This is a genomic window from Neisseria sp. P0021.S006 (assembly GCF_051956895.1).
On the sequence record NZ_JBQCWZ010000024.1, the window covers coordinates 14,294 to 34,654 of the forward strand.

Genomic DNA, 20,361 nt, shown 5'->3' on the forward strand with positions numbered 1-20,361 from the left:
CAACGTCCTCCAAACAAATCATGTAGCCGCGCGTAAAATCAGGTTTATCCGCTTGCCGCCCCCTCAGGCATGCCGATAAGATGATTTCGTTCTCAAAACCCTTTTCAGAAAGGAAAACCGATGACCAAAGCAAAATCGTTACTGGCCACCGGCATTTTGGCTCTTTTCTCCGCCACGGCATTCGCCTCCCCACTGCCTTCCGAAATCTACCGTCCGGATGGCGCGCACACCATCAAAGCCGATCATCAAGGCGACGGCGAATTTGAATACGAAGCCGAACTTTCCGGCCAACGCAATTCCATTCCTTCCTTGGCCAAAAAAGTGATCGCCCACGCGCGCAGCAAAGGTTTCCATGTGGTTGAGTCTGAAATCAAACACGACGATGCCGATCTGAAATTCAAACGCGGCAAACAAGAGCTGGACGTTTCCATCGAAGACAAAGGCCAAGGCCGTATCGAATATAAAGCCGATTTAGATTTGGACAAAAACTAAATCCGACTCGCAAACAAAGGCCGTCTGAAATCCCATCGGTTTTCAGACGGCCTTTTGTCGTCTTTATCAGATAAAATGGCACTCGGTTTGCAAAATTTCCGACTCAAAACATTGTACAATCTGCCCACTTATACCGATAACATCCCCAACATTGCCATGAAAAAACGTCTGCTCCTCCTCGCCATCCTGCCCCTTTCCCTTTACGCCGCCGATGTGCCGCCCAACGTAAAACCCGAGCTTCAAGTCAACACTGCCGAACCCCAACAGCCCGAAGCGCACAATATCCCTGCCGAACAGACAAACAGGCCGTCTGAAAAAATCATCGACGTCGATGCCGACACCCTGCTTGCCAACACCGAATTACTGGCACGCGCCATGTATTCCGCCGTCGTCGCCCACAATATCCCCGGCATCAAAGCCGTTTTGCCCATTTACGAACAATGGCCCGAACACGACCGTGCCATGGCACGCTATGCCAAAGGTTTGCTTGCCCAATCCGAAGGGCGCGCCGCCGAAGCCGTCGGCCATTACCGCCGCTTTATCGCCGAGCAACCCGACGCTTCCGCCGTCCGCTGGCAGCTTGCGACCGCCTTGTTTGAAGACAAACAAAACGAAGCCGCGGCCGACCAGTTCAACAAACTGCAAACCGAATCCCTCCCGCCTGCCTTGCAAGAACGCCTCGAAACCTACCGCAAAGCCCTGCGCGAACGCGACTCATGGCAATTCAACGCCGGCTTGAACATCACGCGCGAACAAAACATCAACCAAGCCCCCAGCCAACGCCGTCTGGGCAACCACCTGAGCGACGAACAATGCCGCGCCGTGCGCCTTGTCTATCCCGACGACGACTGCTTCCGAGGTTGGACATTCCCCGAACCCATCGATGCCACCGCCATCCACTATCAAATCGGCGCAGAAAAAAAATGGTCGCTGCCACGCGGCTTCTATGCCACGGTAGGCGCAGACCATTACGGCAAAATCTACCCCAAACACACCAACTACAACGACCTCACCACACGCTTCTCAGCAGGCATCGGCTATGCCGACCAGCGCAACGACGTCGGCATGACCCCGTTCCACGAGCGCCGCTTCTACGGCAACGACCCCTACACCTACACCAGCGGCGCACGCCTCCACTACAACCATTGGTGGCAACCCAAGCTGCAAACCCTCAGCGCATTTGAAGCAGGCCGTCTGAAAAACAGCCGCCGCGAGCATTCCAACAATACCAGCCAACTGCTCAGCAACTCCATCGTGTACTACCGCAACGCACGCCAATACTGGGTAGCCGGTATCGACCTCTACCGCGAACGCAACCGCGACGACAAAGGCGACAGCTTCAACCGCTACGCCCTGCGCACCACATGGGGACAAGAATGGCCCAAAGGCCTCTCCACCGTCCTACGCCTCAGCGCCGCCCAACGCCGTTACCAAGCCCCCGGGGTTTTCAGCAACGAACAAAACCGCCGCGACAAAGAAGCCTCCGCCTCCCTGAGCGTATGGCACCGCGCCCTCCATTTCAAAGGCATCACCCCGCGCCTGACCATTGCCCACAACAAAACATGGAGCAACGACAAGTTCTACGAATACGGCAAAACCAAAATGTTTGTCGAATTGAGCAAAACGTTCTGACAAGTAGAATCAATCTGTAGATAAAGCAAAAATGCCTGTCCTGCATACTTATTTACAAGACAGATTCAAACTTTTACAGATACCGGATAAATAGATTTTTTAAGGTATAATTTCTTATTAAATTCATATTTATCAAATAGATGAAATTTAAGCCCATATTACTTTACAACGTAACGTACAACACTACATAACGCTACAAAAAAAGCAGGCCGTCTGAAACCCAACTTGGCGTTTCAGACGGCCTTAGTATTCATTATCATATCCGCTTACCTCTTCAGAAAGTATGATGATGAACGCCCTAAACAAAACCCTCTTATCCGTTTCTGTCGCGCTGGGATTGAGCGCCTGCGCTTCCGTCAAAACCGCAGATACCTACGACCTAGACTTCTCCAAACAAAAATACACCGAACAAAGCATCGAAGTGAACGGTCAGGCGGTTAAATTCCGCGCTTACGAAGGCGTGGTTTACGTCCGCAATCCTGTCGATACTCGTTACGAAATCATCAATATTTATGTACCCGAAGCCTATTACAACGGCGGCGAGATAGACGGTTTCAATGCCGAAACCGCACCGATTTTCCTGCCCAACCAAATCGGCGGCTATATGCCGGCTGAACCGGGCAAACCCGCTTTAGAAGGCAAACGCGGCGAGCCTGAAGACAGCCAAAAATCTCCTAACGCCGCCCTGGTTGCCCTCTCCAAAGGCTACGTCGTCGCCTCCCCTGGCGCACGCGGCCGAACAGAACCCACCGGCAAAGTACCTGCCGCTATTGTCGATTTGAAAGCCGCCGTCCGTTACCTGAAAGCCAACGACAAAGTCATGCCCGGCGATGCCGAAAAAATCATTTCCAACGGCACAAGCGCAGGCGGAGCGATGTCCGCCCTCTTAGGCGCAACAGCCGACCAAAAAGATTACGAAAACCACCTCAAAGCCTTAGGCGCGGCAGACGGCAGCGACAAAGTTTTCGCCGTATCCGCATACTGCCCGATTACCGATTTGGACCATGCCGATATGGCTTACGAATGGCAGTTCAACGGTATCAATGACTACAGAAAAATGAACATTTCCATGCTCGACTACCGCGTCAAACGCGAGCTGGTCGCAGGCACGCTGACCGATGACGAGAAAAAACTGTCCGACCTCCTCAAACCCCTATACCCCGCATACCTCAACAGCCTGAACCTGAAATCCCCCGAAGGCAAACCCCTGACACTGGACGCCCAAGGCAACGGCAGCTTTAAAAACCATATTGCCGGTTTACTTGCCAAATCCGCACAAGCCCAACTTGATGCAGGCAAAGACCTGAGCGACCGCACTTGGCTGACCATCCGCAAAGGCAAAGTTATCTCCGTCGATTTCGATGCTTACGCCAAAGCCGCCGGCCGCCAAAAAACACCGCCGGCCTTTGACGGCGTAGATTTAAGCACAGGCGAAAACCAACTCTTCGGCACCAATACCGTCGATAAACGCCACTTCACCGCGTTCTCCATGCAACACAACACCGCCTCCAACGCCGAAATCGCAGATGAAGAAACCATCAAAATCATGAACCCGCTCAACTACATCGGCAAACCGGGCGTGAACCTGCCGCAAAACTGGCGCATCCGCGTCGGCACCAACGACCGCGACACCTCACTGGCAGTCTCCGCCGTCTTAGCCGCCAAACTGCAAAACAACGGCCAAACCGTCGATTACGCCCTGCCTTGGGATGTCGGCCACGGCGGTGATTATGACTTAGACGACCTGTTTACCTGGATGAAGCAAGTCAGCAGCTCTACAAAATAATCGTTCGCAACATAGATTGAGATGAGATTTAGTATCCCGTTTTAATTAAAGAAAGGCCGTCTAAACTTTTTCAGACGGCCTTTCTTTTATTTAAATTAAACAACCATTTTTATCATTAATCGCAAGATACCTACCACCCACTCATTTCTAATGAAAAAAGTACAAATTTAATGGAAAATACACACCTTCAAACTTAATTGCCTTTAAAAAAACGAATGCGCTCCTTTCTCCACATCCTCAAGAAAATCGGCAAAATAGCGCTGATTATCCCTATTTTTGCCCTATTGTATTTTTTATCTGCTTGGATGATGGCTTCGTTGCCGCTTAATGAAGAGCAGCCTAAAGGGGAAATTACTTTATTTTTAGTCAGTAACGGTGTGCATACTGATGTAGTCATGCCGCTGAAGAATGATATTTTTGATTGGTCGGATGTCGTCAATCCAAAAGACACGCTCACTGCTGATCCTCAGATAACGCATATCGGTTTAGGCTGGGGGGAGCGCAATTTTTATTTATACACGCCTGAGTGGAAAGATTTGACTTTCTCCAATGCTTTAGGTGCATTAAGCGGGCTGAACCGTACGCTGATTCATGTTACTTATTATCCTTTTGAACCACGAGAAAATAGCCACGTCGTCAAATTTTTGGTCACGGCTGAGCAATACAGGAATTTAACAAAATCGCTCTTGGCCGGTTTTCAACAAGAAAATGGGCAACCCATCTTGCTAAAAGGAATCCATCATCAGTCTAACGATGCTTTTTACGAAGCCAAAGGACGCTATCATTTATTCAATACTTGTAACACTTGGTTGAATGACAAATTGGTTGAAAGCGGCCTTAAAGGTGTGTATTGGACTCCTTTCTCTTCGCCCTTGCTGGAACAATACCGATAGCCTTCACGCTTCTCAATTTTTGGTCTATGTAAGACTTCAGGCCGTCTGAACATTTTCAGACGGCCTGTATTTTGATAAAAACCCAAAGCCCTTTATTATATAAATGAAATTTTTTAATAGAATTAAATATTAATTTTTACAAATAAACTAATTTTAAATTCTATAAAATAATTAAAATAAAGAAATTTTAGAATAAAATTGCTAAAACAAAAAACTAAGCCTTGTTTAATTCTGCTAAAACCTGTAATCTGTATCAAAAATAAACAAGAGAGTCCATCATGTCCCAACACCACCCTACCGATGACATTAAGATCAAAGAAGTCAAAGAGTTACTCCCTCCAATCGCGCATTTGTATGAGCTGCCTGTTACGCCTCAGGTTGCCAATTTGGTTTATAAAACACGTCATGAGATTTCAGATTTAGTTCACGGCCGCGACAACCGTTTGCTGGTCATCATCGGCCCATGCTCGATTCACGATACTAAGGCGGCGGTAGAATATGCGCAAAAATTGCTGCCCTTGCGCAAAAAATATGAGAAAGAGCTACTGATTGTAATGCGCGTGTATTTTGAAAAACCGCGTACAACCGTTGGCTGGAAAGGTCTGATTAACGATCCGCACTTGGACGGTACGTTTGACATCAACTACGGCCTGCGCCAAGCACGTCAGTTGTTGCTGACTTTGAACGAAATGGGCATGCCTGCTTCGACTGAATTCTTGGACATGATTACGCCGCAATACTACGCCGACCTGATTTCTTGGGGCGCGATTGGGGCGCGTACGACTGAAAGCCAGGTACACCGCGAATTGGCCAGCGGCCTCTCCTGCCCTGTCGGTTTTAAAAACGGTACGGACGGCAATCTGAAAATCGCCATCGACGCCATCGGTGCCGCCAATCATCCGCACCACTTCCTGTCTGTAACCAAAGCCGGTCATTCCGCGATTGTCCACACCAGCGGCAATCCTGACTGCCATGCGATTTTGCGTGGCGGTAAAGAGCCTAATTACAGCGCGGAGCACGTTAAAGACGCGGTTGCGCAGCTTCAAAAAGCCGGCGTGAGCAGCAAACTGATGGTGGACTGCAGCCATGCCAACAGCCGTAAAGACTTCCGCAAACAAATGGATGTAGCGCGCGATGTTGCGGCGCAGCTGAAAGCCGGTGAAGAAAACATCATGGGCGTGATGGTGGAAAGCCACTTGGTTGAAGGACGTCAGGACAAGCCTGAAGTTTACGGTCAAAGTATTACGGATGCCTGCATCGGTTGGGATACGACTGAAGAATTGCTGGCCCTGCTTGCCGAAGCGAAAGGTCATAAAGCGTAAGTGCGACATCATTAAAAAGACCGGATATGTTCCGGTCTTTTTTGTGTCTGTCATTTTGATTTCTTTGCTCAAGATCCCGAGCAATTTTTAGTCAGGTTTGACATTAAAACAATATGTCCGAAAAAATTCAGGCCGTCTGAAAACCCCGATCACTCAGGTTTTCAGACGACCTCTCCTACTTTTCTTTTCAATTAAAACGTATGTTTAACCGTTGCAGTCACACTACGCGGCGTGCCGTAGACGTGAATATCCGGCATGGTGCGGTAGCGTTTGTTGAACACGTTTTCAAAGTCTAAACCGATGCGGGTGGATTTGCCGATTTTGTAATGTACGGTCAAGTCCAGCGTGGCGTATGGGCGTTGGGTCAATGCAGCGGCGGCAGCCGGATTGATGTCTGCGGGGTATTCGTCCAGCGTATGGCTGCGGCTTTGCCAGTTGACGTTGCCCCCCAGGTTCAAACGGTCGGTTACGTCATACGCGGTAAAGAGTTTGAACAAATGAACGGGATAAGACGGATGCAGTTGAACCCCTTCGCTGTCTTTGATTTTGGAACGTGCATAAGACGCATTCAGCAGCCATTTGTCACTCAGGCGGCCGCCGACAGAGAGCTCCACGCCTTTTGTCGTGGTGTTGTCGGCTGCGCGGTAGTATTCCTCGCCATTCGCAAATTTGCCTGCAACCACGCCCAAATGGTCGCGTTTGTTCATAAAGACGGAGGCGGAAGCATTCAGACGGCCTTCAAACCATGAGGCTTTCAAACCGGTCTCGTAGGTTTTGCCGCGCTGCGGTTTGAGCGCTGCGCCGTCTTTGGTCAGGTAACGCACTTGCGGACGGAAGATGGTGGTGTAAGACGCATAGGCGGTCAGATTGTCGCCGATGTCGTAGGTTACGCCCAAATAAGGAATGAAAACGTTTTGTTTGTGGCTGCTGTGTGCGAATTTGTTACGGCTGGTGCTGTAACGGTAACGCCAATCCACAAAACGGCCGCCGCCGATAAAGGCGAGCTTGTCGGTCAGTTTGAAACGGGTCGAGCCGTAAACCGACAGGTTTTTCATGCGTGAAAAACCATCGCGCAGATACGGCATATCGGGTTTGGCGATGTTGCCGTCAAATTTACGCAAATCGGGAATCATCGACTCGCCTTCTTCATAGAAAGACAGGTTTTCTTTGTTGTCCTGATAGCTGATGCCGACATTGAACTCGTGCGAGCGGCCCAGCGCTGGATAATGGCCGTCCAAGGCCAGCGCAAAATTCTGATCACGGTATTTGCTGCGGTCGCGGTCTGAAGTGAAAAGTGCAGAGTAATCGGGATTGATTTCAAATGTACCGGCAATGCCTGAAACGATGTCGTTTTTACCCGAAACATGGCTGTAATCGCCTGTCAGTTTCCAGCCGTTATCAAACTCATGGCTGAGGGAAGTGAATACTTCGGCACTGGTGTCTTTGCCGTATGCCCAGCGTGCGGAAGAATTGCTGCGTGGCGAAGACTCAAATGGTATGAATCCAGTACGGCGCGAACCTGCTGCGGTCAGGTAGCTGAAACGCGAGCTGCCGGTATTGCGGAAACGGTGTATTTCCGTACCGATGCGCCATTGGGTTTGCGGCGTGATATCGTAAGACAACGTACCGTAGAAAGTGTGATTGTGGCGCGAAGTGTTCGGCAGGTAATCGCCTCCGTGGTCGCTGACCAAAATAGCGCGGCCGCGCAAGGTATTGTCTGCATTCAAAGGCTGATTGGCATCAAGGACGAAGCGGTAGTGGTTCCACGAACCGACACCGGCTTCTACGCTGACGGCAGGCTTGGCAGTCGGTTTTTTGCGTTCCAACGCAACCGTACCGCCCGGCTCGCCCATACCGCCGTTGGACAAACCGCTTGCGCCGCGTACGACGACGACTTGTTCGTACAATGCGCTGTCCAGATTGTTGGTGCCGCGGCGGATGGCTTTACCGTCGTAAAGGAATTTGGGCGCGCCGTCCACGGAAATGCTGTCAATCGCCTGACTGCGCGAAATAAACTGGCTGTGGCCGGATACGTTGTTGCCCATTTTGCTGTGGAACACGCCCGGCGTTTGTTTCAACACGTCCTGTAAGGTATCCAAACCTTGGTCGTCCATTTGTTTTTCGGTAACGACAGACAAGGACTGCGGCGTTTCGCGCTGGGTCAGGCGGATGCCTGTTGCGGCAGAGGAAGCAGGAATAGTGTAGTTGGAAGTAGTCTGTTTTCCGACACCTTGGACGGTAACTGTCGGTAAATCGACACGTTCTTGCGGCTGGGTATTTTCTACTTCGGTTGCGAAAGAATACGCCGAACACAGCGCCAGACTGACGGCAAAGCTTAATTTGCCATAGGGAAATACAGGTAGTGACATAGCCTCTCCAATTAGCTGATGTTTCAATTTGGTGGCAGATTCTATCAAAAAGATGTAGTCCGATGAAACTATGTTCTAATCACTATTTTCTAAGTAGTTCGTTTAATTCAAAATATTTATTTTTAAGCTAGTCCTAATTAACTAAAAAGGCCGTCTGAAAACCCGCATCATCAGGTTTTCAGACGGCCTTAATCTTTTTATTACAAGGTAATCAGTCTGCCAATTTTCGTGCCAATTCTGCCAAACGTTTACCTTGTGCAAAGGCAATATCGTTTTCTTCGGCAGTCAATGCCGGCTTGCTGTCATGGCCGGAAACATGACTTGCGCCATAAGGCGTGCCGCCGCTTTGGGTATTGCTGAGCGCAGACTCGGTATATGGAATGCCGCTGATGACCATGCCGTGGTGCAACAGGGGCAGCATCATGGTCAGCAGGGTGCTTTCTTGGCCTCCGTGCAGAGAAGATGTGCTGGTGAATACGGTGGCAGGCTTGCCGACGAGTTCTGCGCCGAGCCAAAGGGGAATGGTGCCGTCAATAAAGTATTTCATTGCGGCGGCCATATTGCCGAAACGTGTTGGGCTGCCGAGCGCAAGGCCGGCGCAGTTTTTGAGGTCGTCGGCAGTCGCGTAGGGCGCGCCTTCGTCGGGAATGGCTTTTTCAACGGCTTCGCAAACGGTGGAAACTTTGGGAACGGTACGCAACACGGCTTCGCAACCGTCCACGCTTTCGATACCGCGTGCGATTTGGCGGGCAAGGTTGCGCGTGCTGCCATTTTGGGAATAAAAGAGAACGAGGATTTTCAGAGGATTTGGGTTCATTTGGGGTTTCCGTTACAATGCTATCAGGTTTCAGACGGCCTTTTAAATACTCGGGCCGTCTGAAAAGAAGAAATTTCAATTTAAAAGAGGGAAAAGGTTATGCCGTTTTCGCAATGGTGGCAAGGTTTTTTAAAGAGTAAAGGCGTGGCGTTCGCTTGGTTTGTCGTGCGCCGTTTTGATGAGGAGCGCGTGCCGCAGGTGGCGGCAAGCATGACGTTTACAACGCTTTTGGCTTTAGTACCCGTGTTGACGGTGATGGTCGTCATCGCTTCTGCCTTCCCTGTTTTCGACCAATGGTCGGGGGAATTTATCTCTTTTATCAACCGCACCATCGTTCCGCAGGGCGCGGACATGGTGTTTGACTACATCAATGCATTCCGCGATAAGGCTACCAATCTGACGGCGATCGGCAGTGTGATGTTGGTCGTAACCTCGCTGATGTTGATTCGGACGATAGACAATGCGTTCAACCGGATTTGGCGCGTCAATTCGCAACGGCCTTGGATGATGCAGTTTTTGGTGTATTGGGCGTTGCTGACGTTTGGGCCTTTGTCTTTGGGCGTGGGCTTGTCGGTCGTGATCGGTCAGGTGCAAGTAGTGGGCGGTTCGGAATGGCTGAGGGTCATCACTACGGTTTCATTTATTACGCTGCTGCTGTGGGGTTTATACCGCTTTGTGCCCAACCGTTTCGTGCCTGCCAGCCATGCTTTGGTCGGCGCGGCCGTAACGGCGTTTTGCTTGGAAACGGCACGCTTTTTGTTCGCTTGGTATATGGGCAACTTTGACGGCTACAAATCGATTTACGGCGCATTTGCCGCGGTACCGTTTTTCCTGTTGTGGCTCAACCTGTTATGGACGCTGGTATTGGGTGGCGCGGTTTTGACCTCGTCCCTGTCCTACTGGCGCGGCGAAGCGTTCCGCCGCAGTCTGGATGCGCGCGGCCGCTTTGACGATGTATTGAAAATCCTGCTGCTGCTCGATTCTGCCCAACAAAGCGGCAAGGCATTGCCGGTGCAGGAGTTCAGACGGCATATCAATATGGGCTTTGACGAATTGGGCGAGCTTTTAGAAAAGCTGGCGCGACACGGTTATGTCTATTCCGGCCGTCAGGGCTGGGTCTTGAAAATGGGGGCGGAGTCCATCGACTTGGCGGAGCTGTTCAAACTCTTTGTCTACCGTCCGCAAACGCTTAATAAAGACAAGGTCAATCAAACGGTTGACCACATTATGCAACCCTGCTTGGAAACCTTGAACATGACGCTGGCCGAGTTCAGTGCCCATACGAAAAAACAATCCTCTTAAACCTGACGCCGTCTGAAAGCAAAAATATCAAGTTTCAGACGGCCTTTGCTATAATCAGCACACTACTGAATACTACATTCAACCTACAAGGAAAAATAGATGAAAACACCAGCCCTACTCTCGCTGCTCGGTCTGATTCCATCTGCCGCTTTTGCCGCCCACGGCGTAAGCCTTGGCCAACCACCGAAATATCCGGCCAACTTCACCGCTTTCGAATACGTCAATCCCAACGCCCCGAAAGGTGGCACGTTTACCACGCCTTTCCTCGGTGCTTTTGACACGCTCAATCCCTTTACCCTCAAAGGCAACCACGAATACGGCATCAGCATGCTGACGCTCGACACTCTGACCGAGCAAAGCATGGACGAACCTTACGCCGTTTACGGCCTGATTGCCGAAGACATCGCCCTGGCGCCGGACGGCCTTTCCGTTACCTTCAAAATCAACCCCAAAGCCAAATTCCACAACGGCGATCCCGTTTTGGCCAAAGACGTTGCCGCTTCATTTAACATCCTGACCAAAGACAAAGCCGCCGCCCCCATGTACCACTTCTACTGGAGCGACGTAGCCAAGGTGGAAACGCCCAGCGATCGCACCGTCGTGTTCCGCTTCAAGCAGCGCAACTCAGAATTGCACATGATTCTCGGCAGCCTGCCCGTCTTCTCGCATAAAAGTTATCCCAAAGGCCTGGCAGCCGCTCCCAACAGCCTGCCGATCGGCTCCGGCCCCTACCGTTTTGCCAAAGCCGAAAACGGCCGCATCAGCGAGTTTGTCCGCGACAAAAACTACTGGGCGCAAAATCTGCCCGTGCGCAAAGGCCGCTACAACTACGACCACATCCGCATCAAATACGTCAAAGACGAAGTTGTCCGCATCGAAGGGCTGAAAGGCGGCCAATATGACTTCGTACAAGAAAACGTCGCCCGCAACTGGGCGCGCGCCTACTCCGACGAAGTCCTCAAAAAACGCAATCTGTCCAAACACGAATGGATACAAAACAGCACGGCCGGCATGCAAGGCTTCGTCATCAATATGCGCCACAAGCCCTTGGACAATATTTACGTCCGCCGCGCCTTGATTGAAAGCTTCGACTACGAAAGCGTCAACCGCCGCATCTTCTACGGCGCATACCGCCGCACCGACAGCTTCTTCACCAACAGCACCATGGCCGCAACCGGCAAGCCGGACAGCGCGGAAACCGCATTGCTCAAATCATTGGGCACCAAGCTGCCCGACGGCGTATTGGATCAAGACGTCCCTATGCCGCCGGTTACCGACCCCAAACTGGGCGTGCGCCCGAACCTGCTCAAAGCACGCGCCCTGCTTGAAAAAGGCGGCTATCAATACAAAAACGGCAAAGCAGTCGACAAACAAGGCAAACCGCTGACCTTTGAATTCCTCGCACCAAGCAAAAACTACGAACGCATTACCTCCAAATGGCAGAGCGACCTCGCCAAAATCGGCATTACCATGAACGTGCGCACCGCCGATTCCGCCGTGTACCAAAAACGCATGAACGACTTCGATTTTGACGTGACCACAGGCTACTACGGCAACAGCGAAAGCCCCGGCAACGAGCAATACGACTACTTCAGCTGCGCCGCCGCCAAAACCGAAGGCAGCCGCAATCTATCCGGTGTCTGTCATCCTGCGGTTGAAAAACTGTTGACCCATTTCAACAGCTTTACCAACCGCCAAGAGCTGCAAACCACCTCGCGCGCGCTCGACCGACTGATCCGCCACCAATACACCATCGTTCCAAACTGGTTCGCAGACCGCTACCGCGTCGTGTACCGTAACGATGTGGGCATTCCGTCCAAGCTGCCGAAATACTACGACCCCATCACCTTCGCCATGACCGCAGGCTGGAAGAAAAAGTAGTCGCATTTCGACAACACATCCAAGCATCTGACAAGCCTTTGGCGTGTAGTCCTAAGCATAGAATCATAAAACCTAGTTGTTTGTTTAAAAACAATCAATCGGCTGATTCAAAACAAACATAAAAGAAAAAACAACTTAAAGCCAAATCAAAGGCCGTCTGAAACATCCGTCAGCAAAATCATCTGCAACGGAACATTTCAGACGGCCTTTTCGTCTCTTTTCAATCCATTTTTGCAACCGAAGCAAAATATCGAAAATGAACAAAAAATTGCAAAACAATGCCCTCAAATTTTACAAAACCGTGTACACTGCAAGGTAAGAGTTTGAATTATAAGGTTAATCTTAATAAAAACTACAATCATCCAAATTTAACCCAAATCAAGCATTCATATAACAGACAAAAGGAACAATAATATGGAAATCAAGCGTCTCTCTACCATTCTCAAACTGATTGCCAACCCCGAACGCATGGCCATCCTTTTTCTGCTGCTTAACGGCGACCGCAGCATTACCGAACTGGCACAAGCGCTCGACTCCTCCCCGACCGGCATCGCCAACCATCTCGCACGCCTGCGCACCGAAGGCATCATCGATTTCACACGCTACCACCGCATCATCGAATACCGCATCATCTCCGAAGAAGCCACCACCATCCTCAATACCCTGCGCACACTCAAAGACCAAGCCGAATAAACAAATTATTCCACATCACAACATCAAGGCCGTCTGAAACATCAGCTTTCAGACGGCCTGCCACTTTCAGCCCATATCGAAAAATAAACCAATCCACTATACAATACCGCCCATGTCCACAGGCGCAATCCGCCGCCTTCCCACCCAATAGCACACACGGAAACATCATGAAAATCGCCACTTGGAACGTCAATTCCCTCAACGTCCGCCTGCCCCAAGTACAAAACTGGCTGGCCGACCACCAAGCCGACATACTCGCCTTACAAGAACTCAAACTCGACCAAGACAAATTCCCGGCTGCCGCCCTGCAAATGATGGGCTGGCATTGCGTCTGGAGCGGCCAAAAAACCTACAACGGCGTCGCCATCATCAGCCGCCACGAGCCGCAAGACGTACATTGCGGCCTGCCCGCCCTCCCCGACGACCCGCAACGCCGCGTCATCGCCGCCACCATCAACGGCGTGCGCATCATCAACGTCTATTGCGTCAACGGCGAAGCCCTGGACAGCCCAAAATTCCAATACAAAGAACAATGGTTTGCCGCATTGACTGAGTTCGTCCGCGCCGAAATGGCCGCACACCCCAAACTCGTCCTGCTCGGCGACTTCAACATCGCCCCTGCCGATGCCGACTGCTACGACCCCGAAAAATGGCACGAAAAAATCCATTGCTCCTCCATCGAAAGACAATGGTTTAAAAACCTGCTCGACCTCGGCCTGACCGATAGCCTGCGCAAAATCCACCCCGAAGGCACGTTCTACACATGGTTCGACTACCGCGGCGCCATGTTCCAACGCAAACTCGGCCTGCGCATCGACCACATCCTCAGCAGCCCCGAACTCGCCGCCACCCTTACCGACGTCACCGTCGACCTAGAAACCCGCGCCCAAGAACGCCCCAGCGACCACGCGCCAGTGATTGCCGAGTTTGACTGTTAGGTTTTGAGTGAATAAACAATAAGGCCGTCTGAAAACTTTAAATGGTTTTCAGACGGCCTTATTGTTTGGCGTAGCCACTCAAGCATGGTTAGCAGAAATACATGGCTAATGAGTACCCACTTTACCTCACTGTGTTTTACTTATGCCACCATTTAAAGCGTATCTTCTCCCTCACTTTCCACGCAACGGATGATCCAATCTTCAAACTGTCGCCATTGGGCCTCTTCGGCATAGGTGGCGGGATTGGCAGCATCGTGGATAAAAATATCGAAGTTGGGTTCGGCACGGGACAAATCGAAGCCGAACCAATCTCCCATGCTGTCATGCGCGCCGATGATAAAGATTTCGCCTATGTCGGGGTGTTCGTCGGGCGGTAGGTCGTCGAGTTCTTCGCGTAATAGTTGTTGGTAATAGAGATTTTGTTCTTGCAGTTGGGCGAGGTTGTAGATTTCTATTTTGGGCGTTTGCGATACGGTTTGATCGATCACGCTGGTGTACCATGAATAGAAAAAATCTCCCGTGCCGCATTGCTGTAAAAATAAATAATAGCTTTCAGGTAGCCTATTTTGCGTATATTCGCGTATCGCCTGCAATTCATCGGTTGAAAGGGGATGTACATTGAAATTCAGATGGTTAGCTTGAGATGCTTGGCTGCTTGTCAGCCAGTATTGAAGTTGTTGCAGGGCTTGCGGATAGGTCATGATGGGAGGGGTCTTTTTAAAATGGATTTTGTTGGGTGTTGAACCAACAGGAAGAAACCAGTCTTTAAGCGATTATATTTGTTGTTTGGAATGAAACAAAGGTCGTCTGAAAACGTTAAATCGGTTTTCAGACGACCTTTTTATTATGTGCCACTTGAGCAAAATGTAGGTTGGGTTGCAAATCCAACATTTTGCGAAATTGAACAGTTTTGTTGGGTCTTGACCCAACCTACGCTTGCTACGCTTGCTATCTACACAGGCTACGGCTTGCTTGTTTTGTTATTCAAGGTTAACACCGATTATTGATACATGATCATTTTGAACTATATGCAACTGATTTCTATAATTTTTTGATTTTGGAAAAGTTCTCCAATTAGTTACACAATTAAGAGAAAAAGGTTTATTAATTTTATTTCCACTATACAAATTAGGAATAAAAAATAATTTATCTAGAGTTTCAATAACAATCCCAAAATCAGTCTTTTGAGTTTCTAAAATTAAATCTCTATGTAAATTAGAAAAGTCCGTCATTTCAAATTCCGCTTGTATATTAGATTGCTCTTCAACAAAGTTATCTAAGTTTAATTGATGGAAATTAAGATCTATATCAAGAAAAACAATTTTTTTATTTCCATTTTCTTCTACAATCCAACTATTTATAACATCATCTTTTTTTATCATTTTTTCAGGATGCTTTTCTTGTATTACTTTTCTTTTATTTTCTTTGTTTAGTTTTTCAAATAGAATTTTTCCACTTTCATCAGAAATAATTTCATCTTTATTTATAGTATTAAATTTAAAAAATTCTTGTTTCAATTTATTCTTAATAACAGCAATACCAATTTCACTATCCCAATCACAGTTTATCCAAATATCATCACTAAGTTGGTATATATCTGTTGATAATTCAAATAATCCTCCTTTCTCATCCTTGCTTTTCATATTAATTTGCAATGCACCATCTTTACCGCAGGTAGCAATTAATCTGGAATAATTTCCAACAGTTATATCAAAAACTTTTTGCTCAGTAAGCTTATTTTTTTGCTGAGGAAAAAATTCAAATTTAGGTTCCCCTTTTCGTAATTCTTGCCGATTTGTAGCAAAATTATCTATTCCCTCATGACTAGATATAAAAAGAGTATTCTTATAAATATCAATATCAGTTACCCAGTAATCAAAATCTATTACACAATGTTTATTACTTTCTTTCTGTGAAATTTTATCCATTTTCTCCTTATTAATAATGTAGTTAAAAGATTCTTCTTTAATTAAAGAAACATCGTATTTTCCCCCTGAAAAATAATTATAAATTAGTTGTTTTTTTTCTTGACTTTTTTCTTCAATGCAATTTATAACATCTTTCCAAGGAAATGATGTTAATCTCATCTCTGAATCCAGTAAGAAAAATGATCCCGAATAAATAAATGAATCAATATAATTTCCTTCTATTTTTAACTCAATCATCACAACTTTCCTTTCATCCATTTATTAAATTTATCTTTAAACTCCGTGGTAGAAAAATATTTTCCTACTTCAAGTTTTATACTTTTTGGCACTTCATCATTTTGATTATATTGGGAAATAGGGAATCCGTGCCAAATATGTTGTGCATCTTTAGTAAATCTTGCAAAATATAATTTATCATATGGGCTACCCGCATTTTTGTTTTCTTGGCTTTCCACTCCAATAGCTTGGAAATTTTCTGAACAAGACCATAATACATCGTTCTCTTTACTGCACCAATTATTACAAAATCCAAATGTAAAAATTTTTAATTCATCAATTTCACAAATTTTCCATTGACTTTTTCTATGTGAATTATCTCTATGATCGGATTTAACTTGATATCCATAAAATAACATATCTATTTACCTTATTTATTGCGCTGTATATATTTATTTAAAACAGCAAACTTTCCTTAATATTCCGTATTCTATCACGAAGTACAGCAGCCTCTTCAAACTGCAAATCCCTAGCCGCCTGCTGCATGGCTTTTTCCAGTTTGGCGATTTCTTTAATTGCGTCTTCTTCATTGTGAATCTCGCCAACTTTAACCTTGTTTTTGCCTTTCAGACGACCTTTGCCGCTGTCTTCTTCGTGGTACACGCCGTCGATGATGTCTTTGACCTGTTTTTTAATCTGCTGCGGCACGATGCCGTGTTCTTCGTTGAATTTAATTTGTTTTTCGCGGCGGCGTTCGGTTTCGTCGATGGCGGCTTTCATGGAGTCGGTGATTTTGTCGGCGTACAGGATGGCGACGCCGTTCACGTTGCGCGCGGCGCGGCCTATAGTTTGAATCAGGCTGCGGTGGGAGCGCAGGAAGCCTTCTTTGTCGGCGTCGAGGATGGCGACGAGGGAGACTTCGGGAATGTCCAAGCCTTCGCGCAAGAGGTTGATGCCGACGAGTACGTCAAACAGTCCGAGCCGCAAATCTCTAATGATTTCAACGCGCTCGACGGTGTCGATGTCGCTGTGCAGGTAGCGCACTTTGATGCCGAGTTCGCTGTAATAGTCGGTGAGTTGCTCCGCCATGCGTTTGGTGAGGGTGGTAACGAGCACGCGCTCGCCTTTTTGGATGCGGTCGTTGATTTCACTCATTAAATCGTCGACTTGGGTGGCGACGGGGCGGATGATGATTTGGGGGTCGACCAGCCCTGTGGGGCGGACAACTTGTTCGACCACCTGTCCGGCATGTTCTTCTTCGTATTTGGCGGGAGTGGCGGAAACGAAGACGGTTTGCGGCATGACTTTTTCAAATTCGTGGAATTTGAGCGGGCGGTTGTCGCGAGCGGAAGGCAGGCGGAAGCCGTAGTCCACGAGATTTTGTTTGCGCGATGCGTCGCCTTTGTACATGCCGCCGATTTGGGTAACGGTAACGTGGCTTTCGTCGATGAACATGATGGCGTTGTCGGGCAGATAGTCCATCAGCGTGGGCGGCGGTTCACCTTCTTTTTTGCCGGAGAAGTGGCGGGAGTAGTTTTCGATGCCTTTGCAGAAGCCCATTTCGTAGAGCATTTCGAGGTCGAAGCGGGTGCGCTGCTCGATGCGTTGTTGCTCGACGGGGCGTTGTTCGCGGGCGAAAAATTCGATGCGTTCGCGCAGTTCTTCTTTGATGGACTCGCAGGCGCGCAAGACGGTGTCGCGCGGGGTAACGTAGTGGCTGGACGGGAAGACGGTGTAGCGGCCGACTCGTTGGATAAGGCTGCCTGAAAGCGGGTCGAACATATCGAGGCGGTCGATTTCGTCGTCGAACAGGCTGATGCGCAAGGCGTTTTCGGAGCTTTCGGCGGGGTACACGTCAATCACGTCGCCGCGTACGCGGAAGCTGCCGCGTTTGAAGTCCAAATCGCCGCGTTCGTATTGCATGGAAACGAGCGTGGCGATGATGTCGCGCTGCTCGATGGTGTCGCCTTCTTTGACGGACAACACCATTTGTTGATATTCGGTCGGATCGCCGATACCGTAAATGGCAGACACGGTGGCGACGATAATCACATCGTCGCGCGTCATTAGATTTTTGGTGGCGGAAAGGCGCATTTGCTCGATGTGTTCATTGATCGCGCTGTCTTTTTCGATGAACAAATCGCGGCTGGGTACATAGGCTTCGGGTTGGTAATAGTCGTAGTAGGAGACGAAATATTCCACCGCGTTTTCGGGGAAAAACTCGCGCATTTCGGCGTAGAGCTGGGCGGCAAGGGTCTTGTTGTGCGCCATGATGATGGCGGGGCGGCCGCTTTGGGCGATGACGTTCGCCATTGTATAGGTTTTGCCCGAACCGGTTACACCGAGCAGGGTTTGATAGGCAAGGCCGTCTGAAAGCCCTTCGAGCAGGCCGGCAATGGCGGTGGGCTGGTCACCGGCAGGAGGAAACGGCTGATGGAGTTTAAACGGAGAATTGGGATATTGGATGACTTCCATAAGACGGCCTGTTTTATGTTCAGGTAAAGAGAGAATTATAACAAAGGGCCGTCTGAAAATTGATAGTGTGCCAATCTGATAAGACTAAATATTTCATCTCCTTCCTTAACTAACTGAGGTTGGTTGTGTTAGCTGGAACAATTAAACTACCCTCTCCCAGGACGTGTACCCCACGTCCTTTTTCTTTATTCGCTTCCTCCCTTTAGATCAGGTTTCTACCCCGTAAAAGGCCGACACTCCGCATCATTGCCCCTAAATATCTCCTCACCGTCCGTACAGCTGCCCTTCCCCTTCATCTTCCCGCACACCACCGCCGTCAGCGACTCGTTCAAGCGCAGCACCCTCGGCTCCGCCTCCCTGTCCAGCGCCACCGCCTTCAAGGTAAACTTACCCTCCAGGATACCTTTAGCCTGACCGCTCATCCTGATACAGAAACCTCCCGCCTCCTTCACCGGCAATTCCGGCCACTTCGTCGACGTCAGCTTAAAGCTGCCCTTTTTCGCATAGAACTGCTCCATAAAGCGCGCATTTTCCAGCAGCGCGGCATGCGCCGCACGCAGGTTGGCCGAACGGACCGATTCCCGATAGGCTGTAAAGGCCGCCGCCGCCAAGATCGAAACCAGCAGCATCACCACCAACAGCTGTACCAAAGAATACCCCCTCTGCACAGTTGCCCCATTCCGTTTTCCGTCAAATGCCTTTAAATACATATCCTTATTCCCTTTATCTGTTATATCTCTATCCGACAGGAAACACCTTAGCCGTTATCCCTTTACCCAATGGAATCCTCCCATTGGTTCAAGCTTCATCCCCATCCCCAAACAAAGCCGCCCCGGGCCCAACCGGCAAACGGTTCGGCCGCAGGGCGGCATACAGACAGAGTCCGGCTTATTTTTTCACGGCAGGCTGGGCGGCCTTAGGCGCGGCAGAAGAAACCGTCGCCTCCGCCTTCAACTTGTTCAGCACCGCATCACCGATGCCCTTCACGTTTTTCAGCTCCTCCACCGATTTGAACGCACCGTTCTTCTGACGGTATTCCACAATCGCCTTCGCCTTAGCCGGACCGATACCCGGCAATGCCTCCAGTTCCGCAGAAGAGGCCGTATTGACGTTCACGGCGGCCAAAGAGAATGCCGTACACACGGCGGCAACTACACCAAATAAAAATTTCTTCATCAGGGTTTTCCTATAACGTGTCAGATTGAATCAACCGGGCCGTCTGCAGGACGGTTTTCCCTACCCCGCCGACACTGCACACGACAGTAGAACACGGCCCTATTCCATATAAATGCATACGACATATTAACGCAAATACCGTTCGATTTCAAACATTCCAAACGGTTAACCGTAACTTTCGGTACTTTTGTGCAAGAATAACAACAGGGTAAATATTTCCGATTCCAATACTAAGATGCACGAATACTCCATAAACACCGGCACATCACTATCCCAATGTTTGACCCCAACACCTGTTACCCCAATTCTGCCGCCAAACCGACAGAACCGACAGGCATGTAAAAAGCCCCCGACATCAGTCGGGGGCTTCGGAATGAGTGTTTGGCGGTGACCTACTTTCACATGGAAGAACCACACTATCATCGGCGCTGAGTCGTTTCA

17 protein-coding genes are annotated in these 20,361 nt (G+C 49.2%); 9 read left to right on the forward strand and 8 right to left on the reverse strand.

All coding sequences use genetic code 11. The annotated features are described in order from the left end of the window. Window positions 1-120: 120 nt before the first annotated feature. The 5 genes from ACTHUM_RS06850 (at window position 121) to aroG (ending at window position 6,125) form a co-directional block, all read left to right on the forward strand. Entirely contained in the window at window positions 121-492 is a 372-nt protein-coding gene (locus tag ACTHUM_RS06850; protein ID WP_004520945.1) for a hypothetical protein, read from the forward strand. Window positions 493-648: 156 nt separating this feature from the next. After that, complete coding sequence (locus ACTHUM_RS06855) at window positions 649-2,124, forward strand: surface lipoprotein assembly modifier (RefSeq protein WP_283120690.1); 1,476 nt, start codon at window positions 649-651, stop codon at window positions 2,122-2,124. Window positions 2,125-2,413: 289 nt separating this feature from the next. Next, window positions 2,414-3,910 (forward strand): subtype B tannase, encoded by a 1,497-nt coding sequence (locus ACTHUM_RS06860; RefSeq protein ID WP_191620598.1) that lies wholly within the window; start codon window positions 2,414-2,416, stop codon window positions 3,908-3,910. A 215-nt stretch (window positions 3,911-4,125) separates the two neighbouring features. After that, window positions 4,126-4,803, forward strand: coding sequence for a TIGR02117 family protein (locus ACTHUM_RS06865; RefSeq protein WP_004520941.1), 678 nt, complete (start codon window positions 4,126-4,128; stop codon window positions 4,801-4,803). A 278-nt stretch (window positions 4,804-5,081) separates the two neighbouring features. Further along, complete coding sequence (gene aroG, locus ACTHUM_RS06870; protein WP_004520940.1) at window positions 5,082-6,125, forward strand: 3-deoxy-7-phosphoheptulonate synthase AroG; 1,044 nt, start codon at window positions 5,082-5,084, stop codon at window positions 6,123-6,125. 191 nt (window positions 6,126-6,316) lie between these two features. On the opposite strand, the gene ACTHUM_RS06875 is transcribed toward aroG, so the two are convergent. Further along, window positions 6,317-8,494, reverse strand: coding sequence for a TonB-dependent siderophore receptor (locus tag ACTHUM_RS06875; protein WP_440361214.1), 2,178 nt, complete (start codon window positions 8,492-8,494; stop codon window positions 6,317-6,319). A 211-nt stretch (window positions 8,495-8,705) separates the two neighbouring features. Further along, entirely contained in the window at window positions 8,706-9,311 is a 606-nt protein-coding gene (gene wrbA, locus ACTHUM_RS06880) for an NAD(P)H:quinone oxidoreductase (RefSeq protein WP_004520937.1), read from the reverse strand. Window positions 9,312-9,410: 99 nt separating this feature from the next. Between wrbA and ACTHUM_RS06885 the strand changes: the two genes are divergently transcribed. The 4 genes from ACTHUM_RS06885 (at window position 9,411) to xth (ending at window position 14,125) form a co-directional block, all read left to right on the forward strand. Further along, complete coding sequence (locus ACTHUM_RS06885) at window positions 9,411-10,613, forward strand: YihY family inner membrane protein (protein ID WP_107867891.1); 1,203 nt, start codon at window positions 9,411-9,413, stop codon at window positions 10,611-10,613. 99 nt (window positions 10,614-10,712) lie between these two features. Next, window positions 10,713-12,494, forward strand: a complete 1,782-nt coding sequence (locus tag ACTHUM_RS06890) for an extracellular solute-binding protein (RefSeq protein ID WP_107867892.1) — start codon at window positions 10,713-10,715, stop codon at window positions 12,492-12,494. A gap of 414 nt (window positions 12,495-12,908) precedes the next feature. After that, window positions 12,909-13,187, forward strand: coding sequence for an ArsR/SmtB family transcription factor (locus tag ACTHUM_RS06895; RefSeq protein ID WP_070460616.1), 279 nt, complete (start codon window positions 12,909-12,911; stop codon window positions 13,185-13,187). 167 nt (window positions 13,188-13,354) lie between these two features. Next, complete coding sequence (gene xth, locus ACTHUM_RS06900; RefSeq protein ID WP_440361215.1) at window positions 13,355-14,125, forward strand: exodeoxyribonuclease III; 771 nt, start codon at window positions 13,355-13,357, stop codon at window positions 14,123-14,125. A gap of 152 nt (window positions 14,126-14,277) precedes the next feature. Here xth and ACTHUM_RS06905 read toward each other — a convergent pair whose 3' ends face one another. The 6 genes from ACTHUM_RS06905 to ACTHUM_RS06930 form a co-directional block, all read right to left on the reverse strand. Then, the gene (locus ACTHUM_RS06905; protein ID WP_070584557.1) at window positions 14,278-14,826 is read right to left on the reverse strand and encodes an SMI1/KNR4 family protein; all 549 of its coding nucleotides are present in this window, start codon (window positions 14,824-14,826) and stop codon (window positions 14,278-14,280) included. 279 nt (window positions 14,827-15,105) lie between these two features. Then, window positions 15,106-16,290: a hypothetical protein gene (locus ACTHUM_RS06910; RefSeq protein WP_440402803.1), complete on the reverse strand. Its 1,185-nt coding sequence runs from the start codon at window positions 16,288-16,290 to the stop codon at window positions 15,106-15,108. Beyond that, window positions 16,290-16,688, reverse strand: a complete 399-nt coding sequence (locus tag ACTHUM_RS06915) for a hypothetical protein (RefSeq protein ID WP_070584554.1) — start codon at window positions 16,686-16,688, stop codon at window positions 16,290-16,292. Before ACTHUM_RS06915 ends, ACTHUM_RS06910 begins: the two co-directional genes overlap by 1 nt. 37 nt (window positions 16,689-16,725) lie before the next feature. Further along, window positions 16,726-18,744, reverse strand: a complete 2,019-nt coding sequence (gene uvrB / locus ACTHUM_RS06920; RefSeq protein ID WP_440360751.1) for an excinuclease ABC subunit UvrB — start codon at window positions 18,742-18,744, stop codon at window positions 16,726-16,728. Window positions 18,745-18,959: 215 nt separating this feature from the next. Further along, the gene (locus ACTHUM_RS06925; protein WP_440361216.1) at window positions 18,960-19,454 is read right to left on the reverse strand and encodes a type IV pilin protein; all 495 of its coding nucleotides are present in this window, start codon (window positions 19,452-19,454) and stop codon (window positions 18,960-18,962) included. Window positions 19,455-19,632: 178 nt separating this feature from the next. Then, window positions 19,633-19,920, reverse strand: a complete 288-nt coding sequence (locus tag ACTHUM_RS06930; RefSeq protein WP_049323884.1) for a ComEA family DNA-binding protein — start codon at window positions 19,918-19,920, stop codon at window positions 19,633-19,635. Between the last annotated feature and the right edge of the window lie 441 nt (window positions 19,921-20,361).

Excerpts from the sequence above, each read along its gene's own strand:
- ACTHUM_RS06895 (WP_070460616.1), top strand. The coding sequence starts at position 12,909 with ATGGAAATCAAGCGTCTCTCTACCATTCTCAAACTGATTGCCAACCCC.
- ACTHUM_RS06850 (WP_004520945.1), top strand. The coding sequence starts at position 121 with ATGACCAAAGCAAAATCGTTACTGGCCACCGGCATTTTGGCTCTTTTC.
- ACTHUM_RS06925 (WP_440361216.1), bottom strand. The coding sequence starts at position 19,454 with ATGTATTTAAAGGCATTTGACGGAAAACGGAATGGGGCAACTGTGCAG.
- ACTHUM_RS06930 (WP_049323884.1), bottom strand. The coding sequence starts at position 19,920 with ATGAAGAAATTTTTATTTGGTGTAGTTGCCGCCGTGTGTACGGCATTC.
- aroG (WP_004520940.1), top strand. The coding sequence starts at position 5,082 with ATGTCCCAACACCACCCTACCGATGACATTAAGATCAAAGAAGTCAAA.
- ACTHUM_RS06915 (WP_070584554.1), bottom strand. The coding sequence starts at position 16,688 with ATGTTATTTTATGGATATCAAGTTAAATCCGATCATAGAGATAATTCA.
- ACTHUM_RS06855 (WP_283120690.1), top strand. The coding sequence starts at position 649 with ATGAAAAAACGTCTGCTCCTCCTCGCCATCCTGCCCCTTTCCCTTTAC.
- ACTHUM_RS06890 (WP_107867892.1), top strand. The coding sequence starts at position 10,713 with ATGAAAACACCAGCCCTACTCTCGCTGCTCGGTCTGATTCCATCTGCC.
- ACTHUM_RS06875 (WP_440361214.1), bottom strand. The coding sequence starts at position 8,494 with ATGTCACTACCTGTATTTCCCTATGGCAAATTAAGCTTTGCCGTCAGT.
- xth (WP_440361215.1), top strand. The coding sequence starts at position 13,355 with ATGAAAATCGCCACTTGGAACGTCAATTCCCTCAACGTCCGCCTGCCC.
- ACTHUM_RS06905 (WP_070584557.1), bottom strand. The coding sequence starts at position 14,826 with ATGACCTATCCGCAAGCCCTGCAACAACTTCAATACTGGCTGACAAGC.
- wrbA (WP_004520937.1), bottom strand. The coding sequence starts at position 9,311 with ATGAACCCAAATCCTCTGAAAATCCTCGTTCTCTTTTATTCCCAAAAT.
- uvrB (WP_440360751.1), bottom strand. The coding sequence starts at position 18,744 with ATGGAAGTCATCCAATATCCCAATTCTCCGTTTAAACTCCATCAGCCG.
- ACTHUM_RS06910 (WP_440402803.1), bottom strand. The coding sequence starts at position 16,290 with ATGATTGAGTTAAAAATAGAAGGAAATTATATTGATTCATTTATTTAT.
- ACTHUM_RS06885 (WP_107867891.1), top strand. The coding sequence starts at position 9,411 with ATGCCGTTTTCGCAATGGTGGCAAGGTTTTTTAAAGAGTAAAGGCGTG.
- ACTHUM_RS06865 (WP_004520941.1), top strand. The coding sequence starts at position 4,126 with ATGCGCTCCTTTCTCCACATCCTCAAGAAAATCGGCAAAATAGCGCTG.
- ACTHUM_RS06860 (WP_191620598.1), top strand. The coding sequence starts at position 2,414 with ATGAACGCCCTAAACAAAACCCTCTTATCCGTTTCTGTCGCGCTGGGA.